The sequence below is a fragment of the Haemophilus parainfluenzae genome (assembly GCF_900450995.1).
Classification (GTDB): domain Bacteria; phylum Pseudomonadota; class Gammaproteobacteria; order Enterobacterales; family Pasteurellaceae; genus Haemophilus_D; species Haemophilus_D parainfluenzae_O.
The window spans coordinates 672,659-690,990 of sequence record NZ_UGHY01000002.1 but is presented as its reverse complement, the minus strand read 5'-3'; the positions used below and the strand labels follow the sequence as shown (position 1 = coordinate 690,990).

General features: G+C 41.4%; 14 protein-coding genes and 1 tRNA gene. 8 read left to right on the top strand and 7 right to left on the bottom strand.

Annotated features, from left to right (window positions below):
* Positions 1-9 precede the first annotated feature (9 nt).
* Complete coding sequence (locus DX522_RS03455; RefSeq protein WP_115179827.1) at positions 10-1,101, bottom strand: metallophosphoesterase; 1,092 nt, start codon at positions 1,099-1,101, stop codon at positions 10-12.
* A gap of 135 nt (positions 1,102-1,236) precedes the next feature.
* On the opposite strand from DX522_RS03455, the gene DX522_RS03450 reads away from it, so the two are divergent.
* The 6 genes from DX522_RS03450 (at position 1,237) to DX522_RS03425 (ending at position 6,301) form a co-directional block, all read left to right on the top strand.
* The gene (locus DX522_RS03450; RefSeq protein WP_005696839.1) at positions 1,237-1,566 is read left to right on the top strand and encodes a YbaB/EbfC family nucleoid-associated protein; all 330 of its coding nucleotides are present in this window, start codon (positions 1,237-1,239) and stop codon (positions 1,564-1,566) included.
* A gap of 61 nt (positions 1,567-1,627) precedes the next feature.
* A complete protein-coding gene (recR, locus tag DX522_RS03445) occupies positions 1,628-2,230 on the top strand; it encodes a recombination mediator RecR (protein WP_005696838.1) in 603 nt (200 codons plus the stop codon).
* A gap of 4 nt (positions 2,231-2,234) precedes the next feature.
* Positions 2,235-4,178 (top strand): DNA topoisomerase III, encoded by a 1,944-nt coding sequence (locus tag DX522_RS03440; protein ID WP_115179826.1) that lies wholly within the window; start codon positions 2,235-2,237, stop codon positions 4,176-4,178.
* Positions 4,179-4,294: 116 nt separating this feature from the next.
* The gene (gene secG, locus DX522_RS03435; protein WP_115179825.1) at positions 4,295-4,645 is read left to right on the top strand and encodes a preprotein translocase subunit SecG; all 351 of its coding nucleotides are present in this window, start codon (positions 4,295-4,297) and stop codon (positions 4,643-4,645) included.
* A 20-nt stretch (positions 4,646-4,665) separates the two neighbouring features.
* Positions 4,666-4,751, top strand: a tRNA-Leu gene (locus DX522_RS03430).
* Between the two features lie 128 nt (positions 4,752-4,879).
* Positions 4,880-6,301, top strand: a complete 1,422-nt coding sequence (locus DX522_RS03425) for a sucrose-specific PTS transporter subunit IIBC (protein ID WP_115179824.1) — start codon at positions 4,880-4,882, stop codon at positions 6,299-6,301.
* A gap of 89 nt (positions 6,302-6,390) precedes the next feature.
* On the opposite strand, the gene DX522_RS03420 is transcribed toward DX522_RS03425, so the two are convergent.
* Positions 6,391-6,858 carry a hypothetical protein gene (locus DX522_RS03420; protein WP_115179823.1) on the bottom strand — a complete coding sequence of 156 codons (468 nt, stop codon included), beginning with the start codon at positions 6,856-6,858 and terminating at the stop codon, positions 6,391-6,393.
* Between the two features lie 243 nt (positions 6,859-7,101).
* Here DX522_RS03420 and DX522_RS03415 point away from each other — a divergent pair, with 243 nt between their 5' ends.
* Positions 7,102-7,941 carry a hypothetical protein gene (locus DX522_RS03415; RefSeq protein ID WP_115179822.1) on the top strand — a complete coding sequence of 280 codons (840 nt, stop codon included), beginning with the start codon at positions 7,102-7,104 and terminating at the stop codon, positions 7,939-7,941.
* A 41-nt stretch (positions 7,942-7,982) separates the two neighbouring features.
* Here the strand turns inward: DX522_RS03415 and metH are convergent, their stop codons facing one another.
* The 5 genes from metH to leuA form a co-directional block, all read right to left on the bottom strand.
* The gene (gene metH / locus DX522_RS03410; protein ID WP_115179821.1) at positions 7,983-11,675 is read right to left on the bottom strand and encodes a methionine synthase; all 3,693 of its coding nucleotides are present in this window, start codon (positions 11,673-11,675) and stop codon (positions 7,983-7,985) included.
* 174 nt (positions 11,676-11,849) lie between these two features.
* The gene (leuD, locus tag DX522_RS03405) at positions 11,850-12,452 is read right to left on the bottom strand and encodes a 3-isopropylmalate dehydratase small subunit (protein ID WP_115179820.1); all 603 of its coding nucleotides are present in this window, start codon (positions 12,450-12,452) and stop codon (positions 11,850-11,852) included.
* A gap of 10 nt (positions 12,453-12,462) precedes the next feature.
* Positions 12,463-13,872 (bottom strand): 3-isopropylmalate dehydratase large subunit, encoded by a 1,410-nt coding sequence (gene leuC / locus DX522_RS03400; protein ID WP_115179819.1) that lies wholly within the window; start codon positions 13,870-13,872, stop codon positions 12,463-12,465.
* 120 nt (positions 13,873-13,992) lie between these two features.
* On the bottom strand, positions 13,993-15,069 hold the full coding sequence (leuB, locus tag DX522_RS03395; protein WP_115179818.1) for a 3-isopropylmalate dehydrogenase: 1,077 nt from the start codon (positions 15,067-15,069) through the stop codon (positions 13,993-13,995).
* Positions 15,070-15,143: 74 nt separating this feature from the next.
* Entirely contained in the window at positions 15,144-16,691 is a 1,548-nt protein-coding gene (gene leuA / locus DX522_RS03390; protein ID WP_115179817.1) for a 2-isopropylmalate synthase, read from the bottom strand.
* Between the two features lie 521 nt (positions 16,692-17,212).
* Here leuA and dprA point away from each other — a divergent pair.
* Positions 17,213-18,328 carry a DNA-processing protein DprA gene (dprA, locus tag DX522_RS03385; RefSeq protein ID WP_115179816.1) on the top strand — a complete coding sequence of 372 codons (1,116 nt, stop codon included), beginning with the start codon at positions 17,213-17,215 and terminating at the stop codon, positions 18,326-18,328.
* Positions 18,329-18,332 lie beyond the last annotated feature (4 nt).

The following is an 18,332-nucleotide window of genomic DNA, read 5'->3' as shown; positions in this document are numbered from 1 at the left end:
CGCTCTTTTTTATTTTCCTTTCACATCGATAATGATTACTTCCGATTGAGATCCTAATCGCATTGGAATGCCCCAGAAGCCATAACCAGAAGTGACAAAAACATGTGGATTGCCAATTTTTTCATGACCATAATCCAGACGATACATCATTTTCGTGATTAAACTGGCCGGGAATACTTGCCCTTTATGTGCATGCCCTGAAACTTGAATATCAAGCGGGAGTGAAGCATGTTTTTCAATATCTGTTGGGCGGTGATCCAAGAGAATAGTCGGTAAGTCAGTATTCACTTGTTTTAATAATGTTTCGGTACTCGGTCTATTGCGAGTCAGATTATCGTTTCGTCCAATAAGCACCAATTCATTATTTAACGTTAATGTTTCATCTCTTAACACAGTGATACCTGCTTTGCGAATTTCCTGATCAATTCGATCTTGGTCTCCAAATAAATCGTGATTGCCTAGTGTGGCATAAACGCCCATCGGGGCCTTGAGTTTTGCCAGATGAGGTTGCATTTTTTCGGCTAAATAGGCATTGACGTTATCGTCCATAATATCGCCAGGCAATAAAATGATATCAACCTTTTCCTGCTGCATAATATCAGCCAGTTTATCTAATTCTTTTCCACCGAATAATTTGCCTAAATGAAGATCGCTTGCCATACCAATTCGCAGTGGTTTAATGGGTTTATCTAGCGTGATTTCATAATGAATAACGCGTGTCACATAAGCGTTATACACACTTAATGCGATAATGCTTAAAAACAAAATAGGATAGGCGATGCGTAAAGTGCGGTCAATTTTTGTGATGGATTTAGATTTTCGGAAAAGAAAATGAATACCTCCCACGGCAATGCTCGCAAAGGCTGAAAAAAGCAATAGTGCGAGCGCTAAAGCAATAAGTCGAAATGCCGTAAAAAGCTTTAAAAAATGGCAAATAACCAAGACATTAGGAAGCAAAAAACTGGTAAAAGTGATAGTTCGTCTTGCCTTTTGAGAGAGTGGTTTGTTCAGCCACCAAATCAGCGTTTTATTAAAAATATAAATCAGCAGTTGCAACAAAATAATAGCTGCCGAAAATATAAAGTAATAACGAGTTTCCATCAGTAATTCCTAAATAAAAGTGCGGTCGTTTTTGACCCAGTTTTGAAGTGTGGAATAATAAATTTCTCTGTTCCCAAAGGCAAATTTTTTCGCTAAAATGCGGCTCGTTCTAGTTAATTTAAGAAGGAAAATCCAATGTTTGGAAAAGGCGGTTTAGGCGGTTTGATGAAACAAGCCCAACAAATGCAAGAAAAAATGCAAAAAATGCAGGAAGAAATTGCCCAATTAGAAGTAACAGGCGAAAGCGGTGCGGGTTTAGTAAAAATCACAATTAATGGTGCGCACAACTGCCGTCGTATTGAGATCGATCCTTCTTTAATGGAAGACGACAAAGAAATGTTGGAAGATTTAATCGCTGCCGCATTCAACGATGCTGTCCGTCGTGCAGAAGAATTACAAAAAGAAAAAATGGCTTCTGTGACCGCAGGCATGCCATTACCTCCAGGAATGAAACTTCCATTTTAATTCATCGGGTGTGTGAATTTACACGTTCACACACCATTCATTTTCTCCCATCATAAATATTATGCAAAGCAGTCCACTTTTAGAACATCTTATTGAAAACCTTCGTTGCTTGCCGGGCGTAGGCCCGAAATCAGCGCAGCGCATGGCTTATCATCTTTTACAGCGCAATCGTAGCGGTGGGATGAATTTAGCACGTGCATTAACGGAAGCGATGTCTAAAATTGGGCATTGTTCGCAGTGTCGCGATTTTACCGAAGAGGAAACGTGCAATATTTGTAACAATCCTCGTCGTCAAAATTCAGGTTTGCTTTGCGTGGTGGAAATGCCGGCGGATATTCAAGCCATTGAGCAAACAGGCCAATTTTCTGGGCGTTATTTTGTCTTAATGGGGCACTTATCGCCTTTAGATGGTATTGGTCCAAAAGAGATAGGTTTAGATTTATTGCAAAAACGTCTGGTTGAAGAATCCTTCCATGAAGTGATTTTAGCGACCAATCCAACGGTGGAAGGCGATGCCACAGCCAATTATATTGCTGAAATTTGCCATCAACATAATATTAAAGTAAGCCGTATTGCTCACGGGATCCCTGTCGGTGGGGAATTAGAAACCGTGGATGGCACTACCCTAACCCATTCTTTCTTAGGTCGTCGTCAGATCGACTAATCTTATGCGCCTGTTTATTGCCGAGAAACCCAGTCTTGGGCGAGCTATTGCCGATGTATTGCCAAAACCTCATCAACGGGGTGATGGTTTTATTAAATGCGGCAATGATGATGTTGTGACTTGGTGCGTGGGGCATTTGCTCGAACAGGCAGAGCCGGATGCCTACGATTCGAAATTCAAACAATGGCGTTTAGAACATTTACCTATTATTCCTGAAAAGTGGATTCTGTTACCGCGAAAAGAAGTCAAAAAACAACTTTCTGTGGTGGAAAAACTCATTCATCAAGCCGATGTTTTAGTTAATGCAGGCGATCCAGATAGAGAAGGGCAGTTGCTGGTGGATGAAGTGTTTAGTTATGCTAATTTATCAGCAGAAAAACGTGATGGCATTTTGCGTTGTCTGATTAGCGATCTTAACCCAAGTGCGGTGGAAAAATCCGTACAAAAGCTCCAACCGAATCGTCATTTTATTCCATTAGCCACCTCTGCACTGGCGCGCGCTCGTGCGGACTGGCTTTATGGCATTAATATGACTCGCGCTTATACCATTCGCGGTCGCCAAGCCGGTTATGATGGTGTGCTTTCTGTTGGGCGAGTACAAACTCCCGTATTAGGTCTGATTGTTCGCCGTGATTTGGAAATTGAACATTTCCAACCCAAAGATTTCTATGAAGTGTTGGCATGGGTGAAAGAAGAAAAAACGTCTGAAAATCCGACCGCACTTTTTTCTGCACTTTGGCAACCGAGCAAGGCTTGTGAAGACTATCAAGATGAAGATGGTCGCGTACTGTCTTTAGGCTTAGCCGAAAATGTAGTGAAACGCATAACAGATCAACCTGCCGAAGTGACCGAATATGTGGATAAGCGAGAAAAAGAAACGGCGCCTTTACCTTATTCGTTGTCAGCATTGCAGATTGATGCGGCAAAACGTTTTGGGATGTCGGCACAGAGCGTGTTGGATACCTGTCAGCGGTTATATGAAACCCATCGTTTGATTACCTATCCACGTTCTGATTGTCGCTATTTGCCGGAAGAGCATTTTGCTGAACGACATAAAGTAATAAATGCTATTTCACAGCATTGTCAGACTTATCAAACCTTGCCATCGGTGGTGGATAGTGAGCAGCGTAATCGTTGCTGGAATGATAAAAAAGTGGAAGCGCACCATGCGATTATTCCGACGGCTAACACACGCTCGATCAATTTAAATATTGATGAGCAACGTATTTATGAATTGATTGCGCGTCAGTATTTATTGCAGTTCTGTCCAGACGCGGAATACCGTAAAAGTAAAATTACCTTAAGTATTGCAGGCGGTACTTTTGTTGCACAAGCACGCAACTTGCAAACTGCGGGTTGGAAAGAGTTGCTTGGCAAAGAAGACGAAGATGAAAATCAAGAGCCGCTATTGCCGATCGTGAAGAAAGGGCAGATCCTGTATTGCGAACGAGGCGAAGTGGTGAGCAAAAAAACACAACCGCCAAAACCATTTACCGATGCGACGTTGCTTTCCGCAATGACGGGGATTGCGCGTTTTGTGCAAGATAAAGAATTGAAAAAAATTCTGCGTGAAACGGATGGGCTTGGCACAGAGGCCACCCGTGCAGGTATTATTGAATTGCTGTTTAAACGCGGTTTTTTGACCAAAAAAGGGCGGAATATTCACAGCACAGAAACGGGACGAATTCTCATTTCAGCTTTGCCGGATATTGCCACACAGCCTGATATGACGGCACATTGGGAAGCGCAGTTAACGGATATCAGCCAAAAACAGGCGAGTTATCAGCAATTTATGTTTACACTCAATCAAATGCTGCCGGATTTAGTGCGTTTTGTTGATTTCACTGCATTACGTCGTTTAAGTCAGATTTCAAGAGGTTTAAGCACACCAGCAACAAAACGAAAAAGAGCGGTCAAAAAATCGGAAGATTTAAACGCTGAAAATTGATTAAACTTAATACAATTAAGTAAAAAAAATGGGAAAGCGCTTGCGAAAAGCGTGAATTTTATATAACATTTGCTCCCAGTTTTCTTGCGAAATCGCAATTTAGAGAAGAAAGAATAATGTACAATATTTTATTATTTGTTTATGTATTAATTTGTATCGCCTTAATCGGCTTTATCCTTATTCAACAAGGTAAAGGCGCGAACGCAGGTGCGTCATTTGGCGGCGGTGCATCAGGTACTATGTTTGGTTCTGCAGGTGCAGGTAACTTTTTAACTCGTACCAGTGCAATCTTAGCAACTGGCTTTTTTGTGATTGCTTTAGTGTTAGGAAACATTAACTCTCACCGTGGTAATGTACAAAAAGGTTCATTTGACGATTTATCTCAAACTGCTGAACAAGTTCAACAACAACAGCAACAACAAGTTACTCCAGCAGTTGAAAACAAAAATAATGACATTCCGCAATAAGGAATAAAAACAGAATAGACGCTCTGGTGGTGGAATTGGTAGACACGCTATCTTGAGGGGGTAGTGGCCGCAGGCCGTGCGAGTTCAAGTCTCGCTCAGAGCACCAACTATAAACCGACTTAATTAAGTCGGTTTTTTTTCGTCTAAAATTTGTTTAGACCGCTAGTTATTATCCCCTGTTTTAGTTACAATCGGTCAATTTCTTTTTCTTTAGAAACCCATTAGGAGAGCACTATGAACTTCCCTCAAATCGCCCAACAAGTGATTGATAAACTTGGCGGCAAAGACAACATCGCCACTGCAGCACATTGCGCAACGCGTTTACGTATTGTGTTAAATGATGAAAGCAAAGTGGATAAAGAAGGCATTGATAATATTGAAGGCGTGAAAGGGCAGTTTACTGTCGCCGGTCAATACCAAATCATCTTTGGTTCAGGTACGGTGAATAAAGTCCATGCGGAACTTACCAAATTACTTGGTATCGGTGATGTGAGTAAAGCCGAAGTGGCTGAAGCAGCATCAGGCAATCAGAACTTATTGCAACGTTTGGTGAAAGGCTTAGCGGATATTTTCGTGCCAATTATTCCGGCAATCGTCGCAGGCGGTTTGTTAATGGGTATTCACTCCATGCTTACAGCGAAAGGTTTCTTCGTTGATGAATTAAGCGTGATTGATATGCACCCAGGTCTTGCGGATTTGGTGGACTTCATTAATACCATCGCGAACGCACCATTTGTGTTCTTACCTGTATTACTTGGTTTCTCTGCAACCCGTAAATTTGGTGGTAACCCGTTCTTAGGGGCTGCACTTGGGATGTTGTTAGTTCACCCTGCATTAGCAGACGGTTGGAACTACGCATTAACTCTTGCTCAAGGCAAAATCCAATACTGGAATGTATTCGGTCTTGAAATTGAAAAAGTCGGCTATCAAGGCACGGTTATCCCAACATTAGTTTCTGCTTGGGTATTAGCAACCTTAGAAAAAACCTTCCGTAAGTTTGTACCTTCTTATTTAGATAACCTCATTACTCCATTATTCTCGCTCTTTATTGCGGGCTTCTTAGCATTCACCGTAATTGGTCCAATCGGTCGTGAAGCAGGTTCATTAATTGCATCAGGCTTAACTTGGTTATATGACACCTTAGGTTTCGTGGGCGGCGCGATCTTCGGGGCATTCTATGCACCAATCGTTATCACGGGTATGCACCAAACCTTCATTGCGGTTGAAACACAATTATTAGCTGAAATGACAAATACAGGCGGTACCTTTATTTTCCCAATCGCCGCAATGTCAAATATCGCACAAGGTGCGGCCTGTTTAGGTGTGGCAGTCGCATTAAAAGATCCAAAAGTACGCGGTTTAGCGGTACCATCAGGTATTTCTGCATTATTAGGGATTACTGAACCGGCAATGTTCGGGGTGAACTTACGCTATCGTCAGGCTTTCTTTGCAGCGATGATTGGTTCAGGCTTAGCAAGTGCCTTTATCGCCTTCTTCAATGTAAAAGCCATTGCATTAGGCGCAGCAGGTTTCTTAGGTATTCCATCGATCAAACCGAATAGTCTTGCAATGTACAGCATTGGTATGGTGATTTCATTTGTGGTGGCATTCACGCTTTCAGTCATTTTCGTGAAACGTGCACAAGCAAAAGCATAATCGAAATAAAAAAGAAAAAGCACGAGTTTAACCTCGTGCTTTTTTGTTTGGAAAAATGCGTCTAAAAACGACCGCACTTTCAGTGAGAATTAGCCTTCTCGACAATTTAACCAAGCTGTTCTCATGCCTTGATTATTCTTGTAGTACACAGAATTATTTTCACGAGCGATTAAATCAACATAACTGCCATCAATCGGCTCATAAGAGCGATAAATCACTTCAAAGCGATTTCCACGTGCATTTAAGGTACGATTTTCCACATGATCAAATGGCACGGCTTTTCCACCGTCTAATTGGAAATAAATACCAAAGTTATCTTTCATGCGGCTTTCTCTTGAAAGCGGGAAGTAAGTCGTTAAATAAGAATTCGAGCCTGTTTCTGAATTACGGCAAGAATAGTAATAACGTTTGTAATCTTTCGGATTGTTTAATTCCGCTTGGCTAATGTTATTTTTAAGGAATCGGGTCTTAACGGTTTTCTTTGGTTGTTGTGTTGTGGTACAAGCAAACAAACCTACTAATGCAGCCGTGAGTAATGCTATTTTCAATTTATTCATCGATAAAGTTCCGAGAGTAGAGTGAATGAGAAAGGGAATATGATAGCGGAAATTGGGGATTGTGCAAGTTACGGTTGAAATTCTCTAAAAAATCCCTATAAAGAGATAATTTTACATAAAATGCAATTAAAAAGCTTAATTTTTTTATGAAAATATTTTATATTTATAGCATGGGATTATATTTGTCTTTCTAGTTAATTATTGTTAAAGTTTTATTTTTTATTCTATTACATCTTGTTGATTATGAGAAAGTCTATTACAAGTCGAAAAATATGTATTGAAATTTATAAGCTTAAATGGGTTTTTATATACATTTTATTGCTTATTATGCTCTCATCTTTCTCAGTTTTAGTTGATCAGGGTTCATATTTTTATGCTGCGATACTTATGTTTTCTATGTTGCTTATTTATATCTTCTCTGAGACTCAATTAAATAGAAAGTTTGTTTCTCGCCTTCAATCAATTTATCTTTTTCTTACATCTGCCCTTATATTATTTATATGTTCATTACTTTACAATCTATTAATGTCATCTCTTTATGAGAGCTACATTAAAATAACAGGAATTATAAATCCATTATTTGTTAGTAATAGTTTTTTACCTAACAATCTTATTATCTTTAGCACTATCATTTTGATTTTTCTGGTATTTATAATATATTTAATTGTTTCTATTTATTTTCCATTTGTTGTTTTTAAGGCTTTACGTGAAAAAAATCAAATTAATTCTTCGATAATGAGGGTTGTTAGCTTTCTTTTAATTCTTTTTAGCTCACTTTATAGCTATCGTATTGTATATAATAAATATAATGATGAAGATTCTATAAACTCAGTTATAATATATTTTTTATATAATTACCATTATGTAGCTAATCATATTAGCTCAGGAAAATATATTTGTGAAAATTTAAGCATTGAAGAGTTGAGTAAAAATAAATTTTATAAATCTAGAGAAATAAAAGAAGTAAAAGTATATCCATTATTTTCTGAGGATAGAGCTTCTTATGTTATCATGCTAAAAGACGATGAAGGTAATATTAAATATAAATTTGATATCTCTGAATGCCACAAAAAACTATTATAATAACTATACGAGAGACTTAAAAATCTCTTGTATAATTTTTATCACTTCATCGCCACACCCAACCATTTCATCATCTCTCTCTCATCCCAACCTTTACGTTTGGCATAATCTTGAGCTTGGTCTTCATCAATGCGACCTAAAGTGAAATAGTTACTTGCAGGGTGGGTGAAGTACCAGCCGCAGACAGAAGCCGCTGGCCACATGGCGTAGCTTTCGGTGAGTTTCATGCCAATGCGTTGTTCTACTTCTAATAAATCCCAAATCAAGGCTTTTTCGGTATGCTCTGGGCAGCTTGGATAGCCCGGTGCAGGGCGGATGCCCACATAGTTTTCATTGATTAAACCTTGGTTGTCGAATTCTTCTCGCGTGTAGCCCCAAATGCGGGTGCGAAGCTCAAAGTGCAGGTATTCCGCCATCGCTTCAGCTAAGCGATCGCCCACAGCTTGTAGCAGGATAGCATTGTAGTCATCGCCCGCTGCTTTATAGCCTTCCACTAATGCCATTTCTTCAATACCCGCACAGACGGCGAACATCCCCATCCAGTCTTTTTTGCCGCTTTCGCGATCGGCAATAAAGTCACTTAGGGCAAAGTTAAACGGACTTTTGCTGTTTTTGCCGCGTTCCGTTTGTTGGCGTAAGCCGTAAGCCGTGCCAATGGTTTGCGTGCGTTCTTCATCAGAGAAAAGCACCACATCATCGCCTACACGTTCTGCAGGGAAAATGCCTAAAATACCGCTTGGGTTGAGTTTATGGTTTTGCTCTAATTCATCTAAAACCACTTGTGCATCGTTCCATACTTTACGTGCTTCTTCGCCGCCCTCCGGATAATCAAAGGCATCAGGGTAGCCGCCCATCAAGCCCCAAATGCGGAAGAATGGCGACCAGTCGATAAATTTTCGCAGTTTGGCAATTGGTACGTTTTTAAATTCCACAATGCCCGTTTGATTTGGTTTTGGTGGCACATAATCAGCCCATTCGCCACTAAAGCCATCAAAGCGGTTTGCACGTGCTTCTTCAATGCTCAGTTGCTTACGAAGTGGTTTACGGTTAGAGAAAGATTGTTGAATTTTCTCGTAATCTTTCTTGAATTGTTCCCACAATGCCGCACGGCTTTCTGGGTTCATTAATGTCGCACACACCGTTACCGCACGAGAGGCATTTGAGGTATAAAATACGCCGTGTTCTTTATATTTTGGATAAAGTTTAATGGCAGTATGTTCTTTAGAAGTGGTTGCACCGCCAATCATCACAGGCAGATTTAAACCTAAGCGAGTCATTTCACCCAAGAAGTATTCCATCTCATCTAAAGAAGGGGTAATCAAACCACTTAACGCGATGATGTCCGCTTTTTCATCAATAGCGGTTTGAATGATTTTGTCCGCGGGCACCATGACGCCTAAGTCAATCACTTCAAAGTTATTACATTGCATTACCACACTTACGATGTTTTTACCGATGTCGTGTACGTCGCCTTTTACGGTCGCAATCACCACTTTACCGTTACTTGAACCTTTTTGTTTGGTGGCGTTGATGAATGGCTCTAAATACGCCACGGATTGTTTCATCACGCGTGCAGATTTCACCACTTGTGGCAGGAACATTTTACCGTCACCGAATAAATCGCCGACCACGTCCATGCCCGCCATCAACGGGCCTTCAATCACATCTAATGGACTTGGCAATGTTTGGCGAGCTTCTTCCGTATCTTCCACAATGTAAGTAGTAATCCCTTTCACAAGCGCGTGTTTTAAACGTTCTTCCACTGGCCAAGTACGCCATTCAGCCACAGAATCAGCCGCACTTTCATCGTTGCCTTGGTTTCGATATTTTTCTGCAATATCGAGTAGTTTTTCGGTAGCATCTGGGCTGCGGTTTAATACCGCATCTTCCACAATGCCACGCAATTCAGGATCGAGATCGTCATAAATTGCAAGCTGTCCTGCATTCACAATCCCCATATCCATGCCTTGTTTGATAGCATGATAGAGGAAGACGGCGTGAATCGCTTCACGCATCACGTTATTACCACGGAATGAGAAAGAGACATTCGACACCCCGCCTGAGATTTTCGCATGCGGTAGCGTACGTTTAATCCGACCTGTGGCGTTGATGAAATCTACACCGTAGTTGTTGTGTTCTTCAATCCCCGTACCGATGGCAAAAATGTTCGGGTCAAAAATAATGTCTTCTGGTGGGAAGCCGACTTGGTTCACTAAAATGTCATAAGCTCGGCTACAAATTTCCACTTTGCGATCTTCAGTATCGGCTTGACCCACTTCGTCAAACGCCATCACCACCACAGCTGCACCGTATTTACGCACTAGTTTAGCGTGTTCAATAAAGATTTCTTCGCCCTCTTTTAACGAGATGGAGTTCACAATTGGTTTACCTTGCACCGATTGCAAGCCTGCTTCGATCACTTCCCATTTGGAGGAGTCGATCATCACCGGCACTTTGGCAGCATCCGGCTCGGTCGCCATAATATTGAGGAAACGGGTCATGCATTTTTTTCCGTCTAATAAGGCTTCGTCCATGTTCACGTCGATCACTTGCGCGCCGTTTTCTACTTGATCGATAGCAATTTCAATGGCTTCGGCAAATTTGTCTTCTTTAATTAAGCGTTTGAATTTCGCCGAACCCGTTACGTTATTGCGTTCGCCCACGTTCACGAACAGGCTTTCATCATCAATGTTGAGCGGCTCTAAACCTGATAAACGCATGGCGGTTTTGATTTCAGGTAATTTACGCGGCGCAATACCTTGCATGGCATCGGCAAAGGCTTTGATATGCTCTGGCGTCGTACCACAACAACCGCCGACAATGTTCACAAAGCCACTTTCAGCCCATTCTTTAAGGTGTGCCGCCATCTCTTCTGCACCCAAATCATAGCCACCAAAAGCATTTGGCAAGCCTGCATTTGGGTGAACAGACACGTAGGTTTCGCTGATTTTAGACAGTTGTTCAACATACTGGCGAAGTTCTTTCGGGCCTAGCGCACAGTTCAAACCAAAAGTCAGTGGTTTAGCATGACGAAGCGAGTTGTAGAATGCTTCAGTGGTTTGCCCTGAAAGGGTACGACCGGAAGCATCGGTAATGGTGCCGGAAATCATAATCGGCAATTCCACACCTAATTCTTCAAATACCGTTTCAATGGCGAAAATGGCAGCTTTTGCGTTTAACGTGTCGAAAATGGTTTCGATCATGATTAAATCAGCACCACCTTCAATTAAGCCTTTGGTTGCTTCAGCATAGGCATCGACCAATTCCATAAAAGTGACGTTACGGAAACCCGGATCGTTTACATCAGGAGAAATAGAGGCTGTACGGTTGGTTGGCCCTAATACGCCCGCGACAAAGCGAGGTTTTTCTGGTGTGCTGTATTTATCTGCGGCTAAACGTGCTAATTTTGCTCCTGCAAAATTCAATTCGTAGGCAATAGACTGTAAGTCATAATCCGCTTGTGCAATAGTGGTAGAACTGAAAGTATTGGTTTCAATAATATCAGCGCCCGCTTGTAAGTATTTCTCATGAATCGCAGAAATTAACAGCGGTTGGGTCAAGGTGAGCAAGTCATTATTGCCACGTAAATCAACCGCACTTTCTTTAAAACGCTCGCCTCTAAAATCAGCCTCGGTGAGTTTATATTTTTGGATCATCGTCCCCATCGCACCATCTAAAATGAGGATGCGTTCAGCGAGGGATTTTTTCAGTAATTCGGTTTGATTATGTGACATAGACAGCTCTTTTTAAAATCAATCAATATTGGTCGGAATAATAGGGATAAGCATGGATACTGTCAAATAAAAGGGGAAAAAGTGCGGTAAAAAAATGGAATGTTTTCAAAAAGAAAGGCGGACAAAGTGTCCGCCGAATGGTTAGCAATATTTGCTGTCCGAGTAAAAAAAAGATTAACGTAAAAATGCCGGAATATTTTTTTCGTATTCACTGATGGCATCTTCGTGTTGTAACGTCAAACCGATGTTATCCAAGCCGTTTAACAAACAATGACGGCGGAATTCATCCAGTTCAAAGGTATAAACTTTGTCGCCTACGGTCACTGTCATGGCTTCCAAGTCCACATGAATTGGCTTGCCTTCATTTGCCCACACCCATTGGAAGATTTCTTCTACTTCTTCTTCGCTTAAACGAATCGGTAACATGTGGTTATTTAAGCTGTTATTGTAGAAAATATCCGCAAAACTTGGAGCAATCATCACTTTGAAGCCGTAATCGGCTAATGCCCAAGGCGCGTGTTCACGAGAAGAACCGCAACCTAGGTTTTTACGTGCTAATAAAATGGTCGCGCCTTGATATTGTGGATAATTTAACACAAAATCTGGATTAGGCTTGGTACCTTCCACATCCAAATAACGCCATTCATGGAATAAGTGTTTTCCGAAACCTACGCGCGTAATCGCTTGTAAAAATTGTTTTGGAATAATCGCATCCGTGTCCACGTTTGCTGCATCCAATGGCACTACTAAGCCTGAAAGTTGTTTAAATCCTGCCATTTTCTGCTCCTTAGTTTAATGTTACGTAACGAATATCAACGAATTTACCGAACATTCCCGCTGCGGCAGCCATGGCAGGACTCACCAAGTGGGTACGACCGTTACGACCTTGGCGACCTTCAAAGTTACGGTTTGAAGTAGAAGCGCAACGTTCCCATTCGCCTAAACGGTCATCGTTCATCCCTAAGCACATTGAGCAGCCCGGATTACGCCATTCAGCACCCGCTTCGATAAAGATTTTATCCAAGCCTTCTTTTTCTGCCTGTTCTTTCACTAAACCGGAACCTGGTACCACTAAAATACGTTTTACGTTATCGGCTTTTTTGCGACCTTTCATGACAGCCGCTGCGGCACGTAAATCTTCAATACGAGCATTAGTACAAGAACCGATAAAGACTTGATCCACGGGAATGTCTTTTAAATCGGTATTCGGTTCTAGACCGATATAATTTAATGCTTTTTCTGCTGAAGCACGAGTCACCGGATCGGTCATTTCTGCTGGGTTTGGCACTGGCTGATCGATACCGATTACTTGGCCTGGGTTTGTTCCCCAAGTAACCTGTGGCGCAATATCTTTCGCTTCTAATGTGATGACAGTGTCAAATTTCGCATCATCATCGGATTTTAAGGTTTTCCAATAAGCAACTGCATCATCCCAATCTTTCCCTTTCGGGGCATGTGGACGACCTTTTAAGTATTCAAAAGTAGTTTCATCTGGTGCGATTAAGCCCGCTTTCGCGCCCATTTCAATCGCCATATTACAAACGGTCATACGGCCTTCCATAGAAAGGTCACGAATCGCTTCGCCGCAGAATTCCACTACATGGCCTGTACCGCCCGCCATCGTTGTTTTACCGATAATGGCAAGAATAATGTCTTTTGCGGTAATGCCTGGCGCGACTTTGCCGCGCACTTCAATTTTCATATTTTTTGCGCGGGCTTGTTTTAAGGTTTGTGTGGCTAATACGTGTTCTACTTCAGATGTACCAATACCAAATGCCAAAGCACCGAACGCACCATGAGTGGCGGTATGGGAGTCACCACAAACGATAGTCATGCCCGGTAAGGTTAAGCCTTGTTCAGGCCCCATGACATGCACGATACCTTGTTCTTTGGTGGTCATGTCGAACAATTGAATACCGGTCGCTTTTGTGTTTTTTGCGAGCTCTAATACTTGAATTTTCGCTTGACCTTCAAGTTTGTTCACATCACGTACTTGAGTGGAAATACTGTGATCCATGGTACCGAAAGTTTTACTTACTTGACGTACTTGGCGACCTGCAACACGCAAACCGTCAAAGGCTTGTGGACTGGTCACTTCATGGATTAAATGACGGTTAATATACAAAATCGGCGTTTCGCCTTCAGCTTCGTACACCACGTGGGCATCGAATAGTTTCTCGTAGAGTGTTTTTGCCATAATTTTTCTCAATTCGTTAGAGTAGTAAGTGCGGTTAAATTTGACTGTGTTTTAAACCGCACTTTAATTGTTTTTATTAGATTGCGTTAGCGATCAATATCCACATTGATGGTGCGCGTCTTAAATTGCATCAGCAATCAATGTGCCCATTTCTGCCGTTGAAACAGGCGCAGAGTCATCGGCTAAATCACCGGTACGGTGACCATTTGCTAAGACCTTTTGCACGGCATTTTCAATCGCATCTGCGGCATCATTTAAGTTGAAACTGTAACGTAACATCATCGCGGCAGAAAGAATTTGTGCGATTGGGTTGGCAATGCCTTTGCCTGCGATATCTGGTGCAGAACCGCCAGCAGGCTCATATAATCCGAAACCTTCTTCATTTAAACTAGCAGATGGCAACATCCCCATAGAGCCGGTGATCATCGCCGCTTCATCAGAAATAATATCGCCGAAAATGTTAGAGCAGAGGAGCACATCGAAAGACTCAGGCGCTTTGATTAACTGCATGGTCGCGTTGTCGATATAAATATGATCTAAGGTGACTTCAGGGTAGTCTTTCGCCACTTCTGTCACGGTTTCACGCCATAAGATTGAAGCTTGTAATACGTTCGCTTTATCCACAGAAGTGACGTGTTTACGACGTTTCATTGCCGCATCAAAAGCCGCACGTGCAATGTGTTCGATTTCATATTTGTAATAAACTTCAGTATCGAATGCTTTGGTTTGTGCACCTTCACCTTCACGGCCTTTAGGCTGACCGAAATAAATTCCGCCCGTTAATTCACGTACAACCACCATATCAAACCCTTTCGCTGCAATGTCTGCACGTAATGGGCAGAATTTTTCTAAGCCTTTATAAAGGGTAGCAGGACGAAGATTGCAGAATAATTTGAAATGTTTACGTAATGGCAACAATGCACCGCGTTCAGGTTGTTGATCTGGTGGTAAATTTGTCCATTTAGGGCCGCCTACAGAGCCAAACAAAATTGCATCCGCATCATCACAACCTTTTAAGGTGTCTGCCGGTAATGGGCAACCGCAGTTATCAATTGCGGCACCACCTACATAAAACTCGTTGAAGTTAAGTTTGAAACCAAATTTTTCTTGGACTTTGTTTAATACTTTAATGGCTTCAGCCATGACTTCCGGACCGATACCATCTCCCGGTAGAACTGCGATGTTGTATGATTGCATATTATTTTTCCTATTTCTTTCACACTAAAGTGCGGTTAATTTTCTCCCCCTCTTTGCTAAAGAGGGGGATTGGGTTAGTGATTTTTGTGATTTTTAATGTCTGCAACTTTATGAGCACGATAAATGGCATTAATTGCATGAACTAAAGCAAGTGCGGAAGATTCAACGATGTCTGTCGCTAAACCAACACCATGGAATTTACGGCCTTCGTGTTCAATCACGATATCTACCTGACCTAACGCTTCAGCACCTTCGCCTTTTGCAGTTAAGTTATAGTGGGACATTTTGATATCTAAGCCGGTTAAATTCAAGATCGCATTGTAGACAGCATCAACCGGACCATTACCACCGATAGAAGAGGTACTTAATTTTTTACCATCCAATTCTACTTGAACAAAAGCAGTTGCTGGATATTCTTTGGTGGAGTGTGCCGAAAGTTTATCTAATACTAAGCGATCTTCATCACCTTGTTGCATGTCGATAAACGCTAACGCTTCCAAGTCATAATCGAACACTTGGCCTTTTTTATCTGCTAATTTCAAGAAAGATTCATACAATTTATCCAAATCGTAATCTTGTTCGGTGTAACCCATATCCGCCATGTGGCCTTTTACTGCTGCGCGACCAGAACGCGCGGTTAAGTTTAATTTCTCTTTCTTCAAGCCAATAGTTTCTGGTGACATGATTTCGTAGGTATTTTTGTTTTTCAACATACCATCTTGGTGAATACCGGAAGAGTGAGCAAAGGCGTTTGCACCCACAATTGCTTTGTTTGGCTGAATAGGCATGTTACAAAGTTGGCTCACCATTTGGCTGACGCGGTGAATTTCTTGCGTGTTGATACGTGTATCCACGCCCATAAATTCTTGGCGAACTTTCATTGCCATCACGACTTCTTCAAGTGAGGTATTGCCTGCACGTTCACCGATACCATTCACCGTACATTCAATTTGGCGCGCACCATTTTGTACTGCGGTTAAGGAGTTAGCGGTTGCCATACCTAAGTCATTGTGACAATGCACAGAAATCACAGCTTTGTCGATATTTGGCACGCGGTTACGCACTTGAGCAATAATATTACCGTATTCGTTTGGTAAGCAGAAACCAACGGTATCTGGAATGTTTACGGTGGTTGCCCCCGCATTGATTGCAGCTTCAACAATGCGACAGATATTGTCGATGCCGGTACGCCCCGCATCTTCACAAGAAAATTCCACATCATCCGTGTAGTTACGTGCACGTTTTACCGCTGCCACAGCCATTCCTACCACATCATCAAATGTCCGTTTTAATTTGGCTTCAACGTGTAATGCGGAACTGGCAATAAAGGTGTGAATACGGAAAGCTTCTGCCACTTTTAAGGCTTCGTAAGCCGCATCGATATCTTTATTTACCGCACGGGAAAGTGCTGCAACACGACTATTTTTGATATGACGCGCGATAGTTTGAACAGATTCAAAATCGCCTTGAGAAGAAACCGGGAAACCCACTTCCATCACATCCACACCTAAACGTTCAAGTGCCAAAGCAATTTGTAACTTTTCTTTTACGGTTAAGCTTGCTTTTAACGCTTGTTCGCCATCACGCAAGGTGGTATCAAAAATAATAACGCGATCTGTCATAGTATTTTCCTTCTTTTATCACTCAAAGTGCGGTCATTTTTACCGTAATTTTAAAACGAAAAAACCCGCAATCTTAAAAGTGCGGGTTGATAATAGATTTTTTACATAAAGGTGTTTTTTATCCACAACTTAGCCGCACAAAGAATGTGAGAGTAGGAGGTTGAGAGATAAAGACACAGCTTGGTACATAAAAAGATAATCCTGTAAAAATTCTGTAAAACGCTGTCCATATTACGGATAAAAATTTTGCTGTCAAATCATTTATCAGTGATTTATATCTAAAATGAATATCTCAACATAATCTTAAAAGTTTATTTCTCTAAATATAAACCATTATTTAAAATTAATCTCTAAAAATGGCTTTTGAGAAGCTATTTTTGTTCTGTTTTATTCCTTGTTTCTGGTGTGCCGATTTTTTCTAAAATTTTTTCTCTTTTTGCGATCTGAATCGCAGAATTAAGACAAGTTTTTCATTTTTGAGAAAAATCTCACCATAATTCTCTTTTTAAAGGAGAGAATAGATGAGCAATTTTGCGTCGATTTTATTGCGGTTGTCACAAGTACCTAAATTGGGCAGTGTGCGAATTCAACAAATTCTGGCTCATGTAGGTATAGAAGACTTATTAAATTATGATGAAGTGGCATTTCAACAAATGGGCTGGAATACTTTGCAGATTCGTCGTTGGTTTCAGCCTGAAATGAAATTCATTGAGCCCGCTTTGAGTTGGGCCGAAAAAGAAGGGCATCATTTAATTCACTGTTTTTCAGATGAGTATCCTTTTTTACTCAAACAAATTAGTGGTTTTCCGCCGTTATTATTTGTGAAAGGCAATTTGACCGCACTTTCTGCACAGCAAATCGCCATGGTTGGGAGCCGTTATTGTTCGGCTTATGGGGAATATTGGGCAAAATATTTTGCGGCAGAGCTTTCTCTCACAGGTTTGACGGTCACGAGTGGGCTTGCATTAGGTATCGATGGATTTAGTCATCAAGCTGTGGTGGATATTCAAGGGCAAACTATCGCCGTATTGGGCAGTGGATTAGAGCATATTTATCCCGCTAAACATCGCGGATTAGCGGATCAAATTATCGAAAATAACGGGGCATTAGTTTCCGAATTTATCCCTACTCAAGCTCCGATAGCTGAAAATTTTCCTCGTCGCAATCGTATTATTAGTGGACTTTCACTGGGAACGTTAGTGATTGAAGCCACAGAGAAAAGCGGTTCATTGATTACGGCGCGTTATGCCTTAGAACAAAATCGCGATATTTTTGCGCTGCCGGGGAATATTCAAAGTGAATACAGTCAAGGCTGCCATAAATTGATTAAGCAAGGTGCGATGTTAGTGGAAAATGTTAAAGATATTTTAGATAGCCTCAACCATAGCATTGTTTTTCAGCCTCCAGTACATACGCCAATCAATAAGTCGATAGCTCAACCACTAACAGCAAAAACACCAGCTGTGGAGCCGAGTCACCCTGAACTTTATCAACATATCACTTATACACCAATAAGCCTCGATGATTTATCTGCAGTATTGAATTTGCCGGTGGATTCGCTTTTAGTGCAGTTATTGGATTTGGAATTACAAGACTTAATCATCAATGAGAATGGACTGTATAAGCGGATAGCATAAACGG